Raw genomic sequence first — 14,380 nt, 5'->3', positions numbered from 1 at the left:
CCAGGCACACAAAGCGTGCTCGTACGGGAACACGTGCGCACACGGAGCCGGCCCCTCACGCGCGAGCCCGCCCCGGCCGAAGAGCCTCCCGCACCATCCGCCCCGCGCCCCCCTCCCCCGGCGGCACCATGACGCAGGACAGCGCGATCCGTACCGCCAGTTCGCAGTCCCGGGCGAGGGCATCGGCCTCCGTCTTGGCGGCGCCCGCCGCCCCGAGCGCGGCCAGCGCCCGGTCGCGTACGAAGGCGACGAGGTCGGCGGGGGCGGGCAGCGGCCCGTCCGCGCGGCGCTGGGCCGGCACGGCCGACGAGGACGGCACCGCGGACAGCGTCGGCGAGGGAAGCCGCTCGCTCCAGCACCCAGTGAGCGCCGCCCTCACCAGCGGATTGCGGCGGGCGCTGGCCACGGTCCACTCGGCGACCGTGTCGAGGCCGCCCTCCTTCAAGGCCCGGTCGACGCCCGCGAGATAGGCGTCGGCCTCGCGCCGCACCAGGGCGCGGGCCAGGCCCTCCTTGCTGCCGAACTCGTTGTAGAGGGTCTGCCGGGAGACCCCCGCGGCCGCCGCCACGTCCACCATCCGCACCCCGGACCAGGGGCGTCGTGCGAGCGCCGTGAAGGCCGCGTCCAGTAGGGATTCCCGCGCTGCAGGCATCGTCGCCTCCCCGGGCCGCCGTGACCGTACGGCTTGTTTCGCCAGAGTTGACGGGCTTGTCCCCCCTGTCAATAGCCCGCGCGCGGCCCGCACGCGCGGCCCGTTGGCGCCAGGGCCTGTGGCCCCGGACCGGCCACGATCGATACTGTGCAGTCATGCCCGACTACCACGATGATCTGCGTCTCGCCCACGTCCTCGCGGACGCCGCCGACGCCGCGACGATGGACCGGTTCAAGGCGCTCGACCTGAAGGTGGAGACCAAGCCGGACATGACGCCGGTGAGCGAGGCCGACAAGAACGCCGAGGAGCTGATCCGCAATCACCTCTCGCGGGCGCGGCCGCGCGACGCCGTCCTCGGTGAGGAGTACGGCGTCGAGGGCACGGGCCCGCGCCGCTGGGTCATCGACCCGATCGACGGCACCAAGAACTACGTCCGCGGCGTCCCGGTCTGGGCCACGCTCATCTCCCTGATGGAGGCGGGCGAGGGCGGCTACCAGCCGGTCGTCGGCGTCGTCTCGGCACCCGCGCTCGGCCGGCGCTGGTGGGCCGCGAAGGGGGCGGGCGCGTTCACCGGCCGCAGCCTGACCTCGGCGTCCCGGCTGCACGTGTCCAAGGTGAACCGGCTGGCCGACTCCTCCTTCGCGTACTCCTCACTGACGGGCTGGGAGGAACAGGGCCGTCTCGGCGGCTTCCTCGACCTCACCCGGACCGTGTGGCGCACCCGTGGCTACGGCGATTTCTGGCCCTACATGATGGTCGCCGAGGGCTCGATCGACCTGTGCGCCGAGCCGGAGCTGTCGCTGTGGGACATGGCGGCGCCCGCGATCGTGGTGACCGAGGCGGGCGGCACGTTCACCGGCCTCGACGGACGTCCGGGCCCGCACAGCGGCAACGCGGCGGCGTCGAACGGGCTGCTCCACGACGACCTGCTGAGCTACCTCACCGAGCGCTGACGGGCGTTCGTACGATTCGCGGGCGCCCCCGAACTCGCCTCCCGCGCCCTCTTGTTGGCACTCCCTTTACCTGTAACTCTGAGAGTCCCCCCACTTGTGAACTTGTGAACCGTTTCTCGTACTCGACCAGATCGGGGCGGGGCGGTGCCACAAGTACCTCCCACAGGAAGGTGGCTCCATCCATGCTCGTCCGTGACGCCATGAGCACGATGGTCCTCACCATCGGCCCGACCCACACCCTGCGCCAGGCGGCCCGGCTGATGTCGACGCGCCGCGTCGGAGCGGCCGTGGTTCTCGACCCCGACGGTTACGGCATCGGCATCCTGACCGAACGCGACATCCTCAACTCGCTCGGTCTGAACCAGAATCCGGACCACGAGACCGCCGACACCCACACCACCACCGACGTCGTCTTCGCCGCCCCGGCGTGGACGCTGGAGGACGCGGCGGAGGCGATGACACACGGCGGCTTCCGCCATCTCATCGTGCTCGACTCCCAGGAGCCGGTCGGGATCGTCTCGGTCCGCGACATCATCCGCTGCTGGACACCGTCGAGGCAGCACGCGTCGACCCTGACGGTCTAGGAGGCCGTACATGACCTGCCGGGCATGACGAGGAGGGCCGGCCCCCATAAGGAACCGGCCCTCCCACTTCTCACTTCTTACTGCTCAGGGAGTACGTCAGACCAGGTCGAACCGGTCCAGGTCCATGACCTTGCTCCACGCCGCGACGAAGTCCTTCACGAACTTCTCCTTGGCGTCGTCGCTCGCGTAGACCTCGGCCACCGCACGCAGTTCGGAGTTCGAACCGAAGACCAGGTCGGCGCGGGTGCCGGTCCACTTGACCGCACCGCTCGCGTCGCGGCCCTCGAACTCGTCCTGCGCGGAGGACGTCGACTTCCACTTCGTACCCATGTCGAGCAGGTTGACGTAGTAGTCGTTGGTCAGCGTGCCCGGCCGGTCGGTGAAGACGCCGTGCTTCGACTTCGCGGTGTTGGCACCGAGGACCCGCAGACCGCCGACGAGGACGGTCAGCTCGGGGGCGCTCAGCGTCAGCAGGTTCGCCTTGTCGAGCAGCAGGTACTCGGCCGGCAGGCGGTTGCCCTTGCCGACGAAGTTGCGGAAACCGTCGGCGGCCGGCTCGAGCGCGGCGAACGACTCGACGTCCGTCTGCTCCTGCGCGGCGTCCACACGACCCGGCGAGAAGGGCACCTCGACGTCGAAGCCGCCGTCCTTGGCGGCCTTCTCGACGGCCGCGGAGCCCGCGAGAACGATCAGGTCGGCCAGCGAGACCTGCTTGCCGCCCTTGGCGTTGAAGGACTCCTGGATGCCTTCGAGCGTCCGGAGCACCTGCGCCAGGTCGTCCGGGTTGTTGACCTCCCAGGTGCGCTGCGGCTCCAGGCGGACACGGGCGCCGTTGGCGCCGCCGCGCTTGTCGCTGCCGCGGAAGGACGAGGCCGAGGCCCAGGCGGCCGATACCAGCTGCGCGACCGTGAGGTCGGAGCCGAGGACCTGCTCCTTGAGGGAGGCGATGTCCGCGGCGTCGATGACCTCGCCCGTGCGCTCCGGCAGCGGGTCCTGCCACAGCAGCGTCTCGGCGGGAACCTCGGCGCCGAGGTAGCGGACGGCCGGACCCATGTCGCGGTGCGTCAGCTTGTACCAGGCACGCGCGAAGGCGTCCGCGAACTCCTCCGGGTTCTCGTAGAAGCGGCGCGAGATGGGCTCGTAGATCGGGTCGAGGCGCAGCGACAGGTCGGTGGTGAGCATCGTCGGAAGCTGCTTCTTCGACGCGTCGTGCGCGAGGGGAATCGTCGCTTCGGCGTCCTTCGCGACCCACTGGTTGGCACCGGCGGGGCTCTGGGTCAGCTCCCACTCGTAGCCGAAGAGGTTCTTGAAGAACTCGTTGCCCCACTGGGTCGGGGTGCTGGTCCAGGTCACCTCGAGGCCACTGGTGATGGCGTCGCCGCCCTTACCGGAGCCGTGGCTGTTCGCCCAGCCCAGGCCCTGCTGCTCGATCGGCGCGGCCTCGGGGTCGGGGCCGACGGCGTCCGCGGGCCCGTTGCCGTGGGTCTTGCCGAAGGTGTGGCCACCGGCGATGAGCGCGACGGTCTCCTCGTCGTTCATCGCCATGCGGCGGAACGTCTCACGGATGTCGCGGGCCGCGGCGATCGGGTCCGGGTTCCCGTTGGGGCCCTCGGGGTTCACGTAGATGAGGCCCATCTGCACGGCGCCGAGCGGGCTCTCCAGCTCGCGGTCGCCGGTGTAGCGCTCGTCGCCGAGCCAGGTCTTCTCGGGGCCCCAGTAGACGTCCTCCTCGGACTCCCACACGTCGGGGCGGCCGCCGGCGAAGCCGAAGGTCTTGAAGCCCATCGTCTCCAGCGCGACGTTGCCGGTGAGGATCAGCAGGTCGGCCCAGGAGATGGACTGGCCGTACTTCTGCTTGACGGGCCACAGCAGGCGGCGGGCCTTGTCGAGGTTGCCGTTGTCCGGCCAGCTGTTGAGCGGCGCGAACCGCTGCTGACCGGCGCCCGCGCCACCGCGGCCGTCGCTGATGCGGTACGTACCGGCGCTGTGCCAGGCCATCCGGACCATGAGCGGGCCATAGTTGCCGAAGTCGGCGGGCCACCAGTCCTGCGAGGTGGTCAGCACCTCGGCGATGTCCCGCTTGACGGCCGGCAGATCCAGCGCGTTGAACGCCTCGGCGTAGTCGAAGTCCTCACCGAGCGGGTTCGCCACCGCCGGGTTCTTGGCAAGGATCTTCAGGTTGAGCCGCTCAGGCCACCACTGGGTGTTGCCGCCGCCCTGGGTCGGGTGCTTGGCCCGGCCGTGCGCGACCGGGCAGCCGCCCGTCTCCTCCGTCTTCGCGTCCGTGACGATTGCTTCATGGTTCTCGGTCATGCGAACCCTTCCGGAGTCTGTCCTGTCGCTTGGCCTAAGCCACCGTTGATCCTACAATGGACAATGTCTAAGTCAAGCAACACTCCAAAGTCACATCCATTCGGGATTCGTGTCCCCTGCTGTTAGGCTGGTTTCCATGAGTGACCTCCTTGAGCGCCTGCGCGAACGCGGCTGGCGCATGACCGCGCAGCGGCGCGTCGTGGCAGAGGTCCTCGAAGGGGACCACGTCCACCTGACGGCCGACGAGGTGCACGCACGCGCCGTCGCGAAGCTCCCCGAGATCTCCCGGGCCACGGTGTACAACACGCTGGGCGAAATGGTGTCGCTCGGCGAGGTCATCGAGGTCGCCACGGACAAGCGGGCGAAGCGCTACGACCCGAACGCGCACCGGCCGCACCAGCACCTGGTCTGCGCCCAGTGCGGCCAGATCCGCGACGTGCACCCGACGGGCAACCCCTTGACGACGCTCCCCGACTCGGAGCGCTTCGGCTTCACGATCTCGGGCGTAGAGGTCACGTACCGAGGCGTCTGCCCGAACTGCGCGACGTAGCCACTCTCCGCAAAAGAAGGCCCGCACCTCAAGGTGCGGGCCTTCTTTTGCGCCCCCAAAGGGGCGCGGGGAACGGCGCGAGCAACCACAAACGACGCGCACTCGGCCTCCAACACCCACCGGAGCCCCCCTCTTCCACAATCTGACGCCCCGTCATATCCTCGCGGGCGCCCACCAGATTCCGCCGCACCCCCGGAGGGCCCCGTGCAGGCAAAGCTCCACGCGCGCGAACTCACCCGAACCTTCGGCCCCATCCACGCCCTCGGCCCCCTGGACCTCACCGTCGCCCCCGGCGAATTCGTCTGCGTCGTCGGTCCGTCCGGCTGCGGCAAGTCGACGCTTCTGCGCATAGCCGCCGGCCTCACCCGCCCCTCCACCGGGGCCCTGGAGATCCGCACCGACAGCCCCCGCCCAGCCGCGATGATCTTCCAGGACTACGGCATCTACGACTGGAAGACCGTCCTCGCCAACATCCGCTTCGGCCTCGACATCCAGAAGGTCCCGCGCCGCGAGGCGACCGCGCGGGCGCGCGACTGGCTGACCCGTATGGGCCTGGCCGACTTCGCGGACGCCTATCCGTCCGCGCTCTCCGGCGGCATGCGGCAACGCGTCGCGATCGCGCGGGCGTTGGCGGTGGAACCGGAGATCCTTCTCATGGACGAGCCGTTCGCCGCGCTCGACGCGCAGCTCCGCACGATCCTCCAGGACGAACTCCTCGCCCTCACCCAGACCACCCGCACCACCACCCTCTTCATCACGCACAGCCTGGAAGAGGCGATCGTCCTCGGCGACCGCGTCCTGGTCATGTCCGCCCGCCCCGGCCGCGTGATCGCCGAACGCCGGCCACCGTTCGCTCGCCCGCGCACCGGCGACATCCGGGGCACCCCCGAATTCACCGCGCTCAAAGGCGAGTTGTGGGACCTGCTGCGCGGCGAAGTGCACCAGGAGGCGGTCCCCGCATGACCACGACAGCGAGCAGCCGGCACAACCACAACAGAAGGCGGCCCAGCACGACCACACTCGGAGGTGCCCCGGCATGACCACGACCCTCCCCGCCGAGGACCGCGAGGGGGTGCTGGTCCGCTCCCCCGGCCCCCAGGAGCTCCACCCCGCCCGCACCCGTCGCAGGCGCCGCGCCCTCGAACTCTCTCTCGCGATCGCCGTCCCGCTCGCCCTGGTCCTGCTGTGGCAGCTGGCCGCGGACCGGTCCTGGATCGACGACCGCGTCTACCCGGCCCCCTCCACGATCCTCGCCGACGGCTGGGACCGGGCGGCCGACGGTGACCTGTGGCCGGACGTGTGGGCCACCCTCAAACGCGTCCTCGCCGGCTACGTCATCGGCACGGTGACCGGATACCTCCTGGGCCTCCTCATGGGCTCGATATCGTTGATCCGCGCCGCACTCGAGCCCCTCCTGGACGCGCTGTACGTCGTACCGAAGCTGGCGCTGCTCCCGGTGTTCCTGAACATGTTCGGACTCGGCGAGGGCCCGCAGATCGCGCTCGTCGCGGCGACGGTCTTCTTCTTCGTATGGATCTCGACCATGGCGGCGGTCCTCTCCGTCCCCTCCGGACACCGCGACGCGGGCCAGGTCTTCGGCGCGTCCCCGTGGCAGATGTTCCGGCACGTCCTGCTCCCGGCCTCACTGCCCGCCGTCCTCGTCGGGGCGCGCATCGCGGCGGGCGTCGCGGTCCTGGTGATCGTCGCCTCGGAGCAGATCGCCGCGGCGAACGGCCTCGGCCACCTCATCTTCGACGCCCGCGCACTCTTCCAGAACGACGTCATGTTCGTCGGCATCCTCTGTGTGGCCGTGCTCGGCGTCGTCTTCTCCGAACTGGTGCGCCTGGCGGGCCGGTTGCTCACCCCCTGGGCCCCCCGCGACCGCGGCCGCGGCCAGTCCTGAACCCCTCGCCCGGTTACCTGTTGCGTACTACGTATTGCGTACTACGTATGACGTGTACGGAGGCTCCATGCGCACGCGATCCACGGTTACGTCCCTGGTTACGTCCCTGCTGCTGACCGGCGCCCTGCTCGCCACCGCGACGGCCTGCGCCAAGAACGACACCCCGTCCGACGCCGCCGCGAAACCCCGCACGATCAAGGCGGTCGAGGGCTGCGGCAAGGGAGGCTGGACGAACCCCTCCGACCTCGCCCCCGACCGCACACCGGCCCGCTGTTCCCCCGGCGCTCCCGCCCCCGTCAAGCTCGCCAGGACGCGCAAGCTCACGATCGCGACGGGCACGCTCGCCGCCGAGTACGTGGCGCCCCTCGAACTCGCCGTCAAAAAGGGCGAGTTCAAGAAGGAGGGCCTGGACGTCACCCTGAAGGTCCTGCCCACCCCCGATGCCCTCCCTCTGCTCGCCAAGGGAGACATCGACGCCCAATGGGCCGCGCCCGAGGCGGCCGTCATGAACGGCATCCTCGGCGGCTTCGACATCAAGTGGGTCGCCGGGAACTTCTCCCCCGACCCGAAGTCCAGAAGCGGCCTGTGGGTACGCCTGAAGGACGGGGAGAGCGCCTCCCATGTCGCCATGGCAGGGCGGAAGATGGGCACGATGATCGGCAAGGGGTCCGTCATCGCGTACCCCATGGACACCGCGCTGAAGAAGCACGGCGGCGGCCTCGACAAGATCCAGTTTCAGCAGCTGGGCTCGGCCGACGTGCTGACCGCCCTGCAGAACGGCGGCGTCGACTCGGCCTGGCTGCTCGACCCGGTCTGGCGCAAGGTCGACGGCGACCGGCGCTACGCCTTCCTCGGCGGCCAGCCGGAGGGCGAACCGCTCGGCGGCCTGCTGTTCGGACCGAACCTGCTCAAGGAGGACCCGGACGCGGGCGTCGCGTTCCTGCGCGCGTACATCCGCACGGTGAACACCTATTTCGCGGACGACTACAAGACGGACCCCGCGTTCGTCACCGAGCTGGCGGGCCTGCTGAAGACGGACAAGAGCGTCCTTGAGTCGACGCCGTCGCTGCGCATGGACTGGGAGATCCGCGCGGGCACCACGGACCGTCTGCAGAAGGCCTACAAGGCGGCGGGCGTCTCGAAGGGCGACCCTCTGCCGGAATCCAGGACAGTGGACAGGCGCTTGTACGAGGAGGCCGTGGGCCATACGTCGTAGGGCGACGCACTTCCCGTACGCGGACATACGCCTGAGGCCCGGAACCAAGTGGTTCCGGGCCTCAGGTCTTCAGTAGCGGGGACAGGATTTGAACCTGCGACCTCTGGGTTATGAGCCCAGCGAGCTACCGAGCTGCTCCACCCCGCGCCGTTGAATACAACCTTACGGGACGGCTCCGACCAGCGCAAATTCATACTCGGGGCCCGCCTGTGCCCCGGCCTGCGCTCAGGCCGACAGCTCCTGGCGCAGGGCGTCGCGCAGCCGTCCCGCTCGCTCGGACACCTCGGCGGGACCGAGCTCGACGGCCCGGCAGGCCCACTTCTGGCCCTCGACCAGATCGCCGCGCCGCGCGCACAGCAGGGCGAGCCGCAGCGCGGCCCTGCCGTGTCCGGCGTCAGCGGCCCGCGTCCACCACAGCGCCGCCTCCGGCTCGCTGCCCTCGCGGGCGAGCAGCAGCCCGAGGTTGAACGCGCCGTTGCGCGAGCCGGCCTCCGCGGCCTCCCGGTACCAGCGCGCCGCCTCGACCACGTCACCGCGGACCGCGGCGAGCATGCCGACGCGGACCTGCGCGCGCCGGTGCCCGTGCTCGGCGGCCCGCTCGTACCACTCCTCGCACTCACTCTTCGCGGTGACGGGCTCGCCCAGCTCGTGCCGGGCCGCGGGCGGGCGGCGCACGTCGAGCAGCGAGGCGAGCCGGTACGCCGCCTCGGGGCTGCCACCGCCCGCGGCGCAGCGCAGGTGCCGCTCGGCGGTCGGCTCGTCGCCTTCGCGCAGACGGGCGATACCGGCCTGCAGCGCGGCTTCCGTGTGCCCTCCGGCGGCGGCCCGCTCGTACCACTGCAGTGCCTTCTGTACGTCCGCCTCGTCGTCCCGGCCCGCGTACAGGATGCCGAGGTTGAAGGCCGCGTCGACGCTGCCGGCCTCCGCCGCTTTGGAGAACCAGGGCTCGGCGCCGACCGCGTCACCGTTCTGCAGGAGCAGTACGGCCAGCGCGTTGGCCGCCTCGCGGTGGCCCGCGTAGGCGGCACGGCGGTACCAGCTCTCGGCCTGCGCGGTGCGCTTCTGTTCGGCGCACAGCAGGCCCAGGTTGTACGCGCCGTTGTTGTCGCCCGCGTCCATGGCGGCGCGGTACCAGCGCTCGGCGGTCTGCGTCTCGCCGCGCTGGGCGTGCAGCGCGCCCAGCGCGTTCGCCGCGTTGCCGTCGCCGTCCTGCGCGGCGCGCAGCCACCACACGGCGGCGCTCTCCTCGTCCCCGGCGTCGCGCAGCAGGAACGCGAGGGCGCACGCGGCGCGCGGCTCACCGTCCTTGGCGGACGTCAGGTACCAGCGCCCGGCCTCTTTCAGGTCTCCGCGCTTCTCCAGGATCGCGCCGAGGTGCAGGGCACCGCGCCGGTGGCCACGGGCGGCGGCCTGCCGGTACCACCGCTCCGCCTCGGCGGCCGGCTGCGTGTTCTCTCTGCTTCCCTTGCTCCCTTTACCGCCCTTGCTGTCTGTGTTCTCTTCGTTCTTTACGGTGACCAGGACGTCCTCGGGGCCGAGCCGCGCGGCCTTCCGGTCCAGGGCGCGGGCGAGCCGGTACGCGGCCTCGCGGTGCCCGCGCTCGGCGGCGACCCGCATCCAGCGCTCGGCGCCGACATCGCTGCGGTGCTCCAGGAGATCGGCGAGGGCGTACGCGCCGAGCGTGTGGCCCTGCTCGGCGGCCTGGCGCAGCCAGTACTCGGCAGCCGGCTCGTCTCCGCGCTCGCGGAAGTGCCGGCCGAGCGCGTGCGCGGCGGGGGCCGAACCGGCGACGGCGGCGACCCGCCACCATCCGGCGGCCTCGTCCGCGTAGCCACGCTGGAGGAGCAGGACACCCAGATTGTTGGCGGCGGCGCGGTCGCCCTCGCCCGTGGCACCGCGCAGCAGGGGCTCGGCTCCGTCGAGATCGCCACGGCGCAGCAACATGGCGCCGAGGACGCTCATCGCCTCGACGTCGCCGGCCTCAGCGGCCAGCCGTTGCCGTGCTTCTTCTACCGCCTCGCCCGGTTCGTCCCGGTTGGAAGGCTGCACAAACCGCCCTGTCTCCAACAGAGTTGCCTTGTCCCCCATAACGTCCATCGTCGCACCACCCGCAACCCGGGTACACCTGGTATACCGCCGCCATTGAGGTCACTTCAGCGTTTTGTCGACATGCCCACAGGGAGGCAAGTGAAACACGATTCCCCCAACTCACCCCGGGCGTAGCAGTGTTCGAACGGACTTGATACACGCTTCGCACATGCCAGCGGCTCGTGACACCCTGGCCATTGACGCACCGAAGGCCCGGAAGCTGATGCTTCCGAGCCTTCGATCTTCAGTAGCGGGGACAGGATTTGAACCTGCGACCTCTGGGTTATGAGCCCAGCGAGCTACCGAGCTGCTCCACCCCGCGCCGTTGTGTTCAAACCGTACCACGGCGCGAGGGGGGCTCCGCATCAGCCGCCGGCGGCCTCCTTGTCACCGCTCTTGCTGTCGCCTGCGACGTCGCTCTTGTTGTCGCTCTTGTTGTCGCTCTTGTTGTCGGCAGCGCTGTTCTGCTTGGCGTCCTTGTCGGCCTGTGTCTGGGCCTTGTCGGCGCGCTTCAGAGCGTCCTCAAGCTTCTCCTGCGCCTCGCCGTACGCGGTCCAGTCGTTCTCCTTGAGGGCCTTCTGACCGTCCTCGAAGGCCTTCTCGGCGTCGGCGAGCGCTTCCTTGACCGTGGAGTTCGCCGGTGGCTTCGTCGTGTCCCCACCGGGTTTCTCCGGCTCGGCCGGTGTCGCCCCGTCCACTTCGAAGGCCTGGTTGAGCGCCTCCGACAAGGAGTCGGCGAAGCCCATCCGGTCGCCGTAGGAGACGGCGACCTTGCGCATCAGTGGGTACTCGGCGTTGCGTCCCTGAGCGTAGATCGGCTCCACGTACAAGAAGCCCTTGTCGAGTGGCACTGTCAGCAGATTGCCGTACAGGACCGTCGAGTCCGCGCCCTTCATGTCGCGCACCCAGTTCGCCACGGAATTCGAGGAGTTGAGCTTGTTCTGCACCTGCTCAGGTCCGTAGACCTTGTCCTCGGTGACTCTCAGGAGCCTTATGGTCCCGTAGTCCTTACTGGTGGCGTCGGCATCGACCGCCATGAAGGCTCTCAGATTGGGCCGGCCGCTGGGAGTGAACGTCGTCGTCAGAGAGAACTGCTGACTGTTCTGACCCGGCATCTTCATGGACAGGTAGTACGGCGGGACCGCGCTGTTGTCCTTCTTGGTCGGGTCGTTCGGGACCTGCCAGGCGTCGGACGCGTTGTAGAACTGGTCCGAGTTCGTGACGTGGTACAGGCTCAGCAGCTCGCGCTGGACCTTGAACATGTCCTGCGGATAGCGCAGGTGCTCCTTCAGGTCGGCCGGGATGGCGCTCTTCGGCTCGACCGTGCCGGGGAACGCCTTCTTCCAGGTCTTGAGGACCGGGTCCTTGTCGTCCCACGTGTAGAGCTTGACCTCGCCCGTGTACGCGTCGACGGTCGCCTTCACCGAGTTGCGGATGTAGTTGACCTGGTTCTGCTGGGTCACCACGGCGCGCTGGTTGTCCCCCTCGTTGAGGGAGTCGGCAGTGGTGTCACCCAGCGTCGTACGGGACGCGTACGGGTATCCGTTCGACGTCGTGTACGCGTCGACGACCCACTTGATCTTGCCCTTGACGACGGTCGGATACGCGTCGCCGTCGATCGTCAGCCAGGGGGCGACAGCCTCGACGCGCTCCTTGGGCGTGCGGTTGTACAGGATCCTCGAACCGTCGCCGATGGCGCCCGAGTAGAGGATCTGCGGCTCGCTGAAGGCCACCGCATAGGCGGCGCGGTTGATCGGATTCGAGAGGTTGACGCCGCTGTCGCCCTGGTAGCTCGTGGTCTTCTGCGTGCCGTCGTCCTGCTCGTAGTCCAGCTCCTTCTGCGGCCCGCCGACGATCGAGTACTGCGTCGTCTTCTCGCCGTAGTAGACACGCTGGTTGTAGTCGCCCAGATCACCGGTGGTCGGCAGGCCCGACTCGGTGAACTGCGGAGCGCCCTGGGCCGTCGAGGTGCCCTTCGCCGTCACGGCACCGAAGCCGTGCGTGTAGACGAAGTGGTCGTTGATCCAGTTGCGCTTGTCCAGCTTGCCGAGGTTCAGCTCGCGCAGGCCGACGACGGTGTCCACGCCCTTGTAGCGGTCCACGTCCAAGGTCGTCGGGAACTGGTAGTACTTCCGCTGCTGTTCGAGCTGCTGGAACGTGGGCGACACGATGTTCGGATCGTTGAGGCGGTAACTGGCCGCCGAATCGGAGTCCGACCGCTGCTTCTTGGTGTCGTCCGAGCTCTTGCCGCTGTAGTCGACCGGGTTCGCCGTGTCGATCCCGTACGCCTTGCGGGTCGCCTCGATGTTCTTCTCGATGTACGGGGCTTCCTTGGACTGCTCGTTCGGCTGAACCTGGAACTTCTGGACGATGGCCGGGTACAGGCCGCCGATCAGGATCGCCGAGAGCACCATCAGGCCGAAGCCGATGACCGGCAGCTGCCAGGTGCGGCGCCACAGCGTCGCGAAGAACAGCACCGCGCAGATGGCCGCGATGCAGAACAGGATCGTCTTCGCCGGCAAGTACGCGTTCGCGTCGACGTACCTGAGGCCCGTCCAGTTGTCGGTCGCCTTGAAGTCACTCGACTTCACGGCGAGCCCGTACCGGTCGAGCCAGTACGCGACGGCCTTCAGGGCCACGAACACACCCAGCAGCACGGAGAGATGGCCCGTTGCGGTCGCGGTGGCCCGCGCGCCCGGGCTGGTGATGCGCAGCCCGCCGTACAGGTAGTGCGTGAGCGCGGCGGCGACCAGACCGATGACGGTGGCCGCGAACCCGAAGCCGAGCAGGAAGCGGTACCAGGGCAGATCGAACGCGTAGAAGGACACGTCCATGTGGAACTGCGGGTCCTTCTGGTGGAAGGGCACGCCGTTCACGAACATCAGCCACGTACGCCACTGACTGGCGGCCGAGGCACCCGCGATGAGCCCCACGAGGGCGGTGATACCGAGCAACAGCCACTTCTTGAAGGGCGCGATGCCCATCCGGTAGCGGTCGAGACTCTGCTGCTCCATCGACATGGCGCTCAGCGGCGGACGCAGCCGGTGGGCCAGCCAGATGTTCACGCCGACGGCGAGCGCCATGAGCAGACCGAAGACGAAAAAGAGCCCGATCTTCGTCCACAGGGTCGTCGTGAAGACGGACGAGTACTCGACCGATCGGTACCAGAGCCAGTCCGTCCAGAATCCGGCGAACATGACGAAGGCCATGCCGAGCACGGCCAGGACGCCCAGCGTCAGCAGCAGCGTCCGGGCCCGCCGGGACGGGCGGCCCACTCTGATCCGCGGCCCTGTCGGGCCTCCGCCGCGGTCCGGCATCTGGAAAGCCAAGGTGTGCACCTCGAAGTTGAGTCGATCGGCCGGGCCCCCGAGATCGTGGACCCATCACCTATGCAACTTACTCACGCTTTACTCAGTTCCCGTTTCGGGGGAGGAACGAGGCAGGATTGTGACCATGTCCAACACTCCCATGGCAGCGAGCCCCCTCACCCGAGCCGTACTCGAGATCGACGAGTACGCCTCCACCCTCGGCTGGGACCAGCCTGCCCGCCTCTTCGCCCTCGTCGACACCGCCGCGCTCCGCGCCCAGGAACCCGCACTCGCCACCCAGCTCGGCCTGGAGGGCGAGCAGGCGGCCCCGGGTCTCACTCCGATCGAGCAGGACGAGATCCCGGCCGGCCAGGCGCTGGACGAGTTCCTCGGCACCATCGCCTGGCCCGATGCCGTCGCGGGGTGCGCCCTGACGGTGGAGCGCCTGATGCTGCCGCCGTCCGCCGAGGCGACCGTCCCGGAAGGCCTGAGCGACAAGAAGCTCGCTCAGTGGGTCGCCGAGCACCCGGACCGCCAGGAGGTCCGCATGACGGTCGCGGTGCTGCGCGACGGCTCCCGTGACTCGGCTCTGCGGCTGCGCGAGAAGGACTCGCCGACCGAGGTGCTCACGGGCTCGAAGCTCGTACCCGGTCTCGCGGAAGCCCTTTCGGCGACGTTCGCCGAGTGAGGTTTTCCTCGTCTACGTAGAGGGGCGGGGGGGGGGCCCCCCCCCCCCCCCCCCCCCGGGGCGGGGGGGGCCCCGGCGGGGGGCGGCGGAGGCCGCGGGGGGTGAGGGGGGGGGAGGGGGCGGGG

At 69.5% G+C, this 14,380-nt stretch carries 11 protein-coding genes and 2 tRNA genes; 7 read left to right on the top strand and 6 right to left on the bottom strand.

Annotated features, from left to right (window positions below; genetic code table 11):
- Positions 1-55 precede the first annotated feature (55 nt).
- Complete coding sequence (locus ACIREE_RS02070; RefSeq protein WP_404144933.1) at positions 56-652, bottom strand: TetR/AcrR family transcriptional regulator; 597 nt, start codon at positions 650-652, stop codon at positions 56-58.
- 155 nt (positions 653-807) lie between these two features.
- Between ACIREE_RS02070 and hisN the strand changes: the two genes are divergently transcribed.
- Both hisN and ACIREE_RS02060 read left to right on the top strand, forming a co-directional pair.
- Complete coding sequence (gene hisN / locus ACIREE_RS02065) at positions 808-1,605, top strand: histidinol-phosphatase (RefSeq protein WP_404144931.1); 798 nt, start codon at positions 808-810, stop codon at positions 1,603-1,605.
- 182 nt (positions 1,606-1,787) lie between these two features.
- A complete protein-coding gene (locus tag ACIREE_RS02060) occupies positions 1,788-2,189 on the top strand; it encodes a cyclic nucleotide-binding/CBS domain-containing protein (RefSeq protein WP_404144930.1) in 402 nt (133 codons plus the stop codon).
- A gap of 96 nt (positions 2,190-2,285) precedes the next feature.
- Here the strand turns inward: ACIREE_RS02060 and katG are convergent, their stop codons facing one another.
- On the bottom strand, positions 2,286-4,502 hold the full coding sequence (gene katG, locus ACIREE_RS02055; RefSeq protein WP_404144928.1) for a catalase/peroxidase HPI: 2,217 nt from the start codon (positions 4,500-4,502) through the stop codon (positions 2,286-2,288).
- Between the two features lie 136 nt (positions 4,503-4,638).
- On the opposite strand from katG, the gene ACIREE_RS02050 reads away from it, so the two are divergent.
- The 4 genes from ACIREE_RS02050 to ACIREE_RS02035 all read left to right on the top strand — a co-directional run bounded on the left by ACIREE_RS02050 (position 4,639) and on the right by ACIREE_RS02035 (position 8,171).
- Positions 4,639-5,052: a Fur family transcriptional regulator gene (locus tag ACIREE_RS02050; RefSeq protein ID WP_404144927.1), complete on the top strand. Its 414-nt coding sequence runs from the start codon at positions 4,639-4,641 to the stop codon at positions 5,050-5,052.
- A gap of 204 nt (positions 5,053-5,256) precedes the next feature.
- A complete protein-coding gene (locus tag ACIREE_RS02045) occupies positions 5,257-6,015 on the top strand; it encodes an ABC transporter ATP-binding protein (protein ID WP_404144925.1) in 759 nt (252 codons plus the stop codon).
- 73 nt (positions 6,016-6,088) lie between these two features.
- Entirely contained in the window at positions 6,089-6,955 is an 867-nt protein-coding gene (locus tag ACIREE_RS02040) for an ABC transporter permease (RefSeq protein ID WP_404144923.1), read from the top strand.
- 67 nt (positions 6,956-7,022) lie between these two features.
- Entirely contained in the window at positions 7,023-8,171 is a 1,149-nt protein-coding gene (locus tag ACIREE_RS02035) for an ABC transporter substrate-binding protein (RefSeq protein ID WP_404144921.1), read from the top strand.
- A gap of 73 nt (positions 8,172-8,244) precedes the next feature.
- Here ACIREE_RS02035 and ACIREE_RS02030 read toward each other — a convergent pair.
- The 4 genes from ACIREE_RS02030 to ACIREE_RS02015 form a co-directional block, all read right to left on the bottom strand.
- Positions 8,245-8,318, bottom strand: a tRNA-Met gene (locus ACIREE_RS02030).
- A 78-nt stretch (positions 8,319-8,396) separates the two neighbouring features.
- Positions 8,397-10,268, bottom strand: coding sequence for a tetratricopeptide repeat protein (locus ACIREE_RS02025; RefSeq protein WP_404144920.1), 1,872 nt, complete (start codon positions 10,266-10,268; stop codon positions 8,397-8,399).
- A 239-nt stretch (positions 10,269-10,507) separates the two neighbouring features.
- Positions 10,508-10,581 (bottom strand) — tRNA-Met (locus tag ACIREE_RS02020).
- A 43-nt stretch (positions 10,582-10,624) separates the two neighbouring features.
- Positions 10,625-13,576, bottom strand: a complete 2,952-nt coding sequence (locus tag ACIREE_RS02015; protein ID WP_404145320.1) for a UPF0182 family protein — start codon at positions 13,574-13,576, stop codon at positions 10,625-10,627.
- A gap of 136 nt (positions 13,577-13,712) precedes the next feature.
- On the opposite strand from ACIREE_RS02015, the gene ACIREE_RS02010 reads away from it, so the two are divergent.
- Positions 13,713-14,255, top strand: a complete 543-nt coding sequence (locus ACIREE_RS02010; RefSeq protein ID WP_404144918.1) for a PPA1309 family protein — start codon at positions 13,713-13,715, stop codon at positions 14,253-14,255.
- The last annotated feature ends 125 nt before the right edge of the window (positions 14,256-14,380 follow it).

The sequence above is a fragment of the Streptomyces sp. NPDC102467 genome (genome assembly GCF_044765445.1).
In the GTDB taxonomy this organism is placed as follows: domain Bacteria; phylum Actinomycetota; class Actinomycetes; order Streptomycetales; family Streptomycetaceae; genus Streptomyces.
This window is presented reverse-complemented; position numbering and strand designations above follow the sequence as displayed.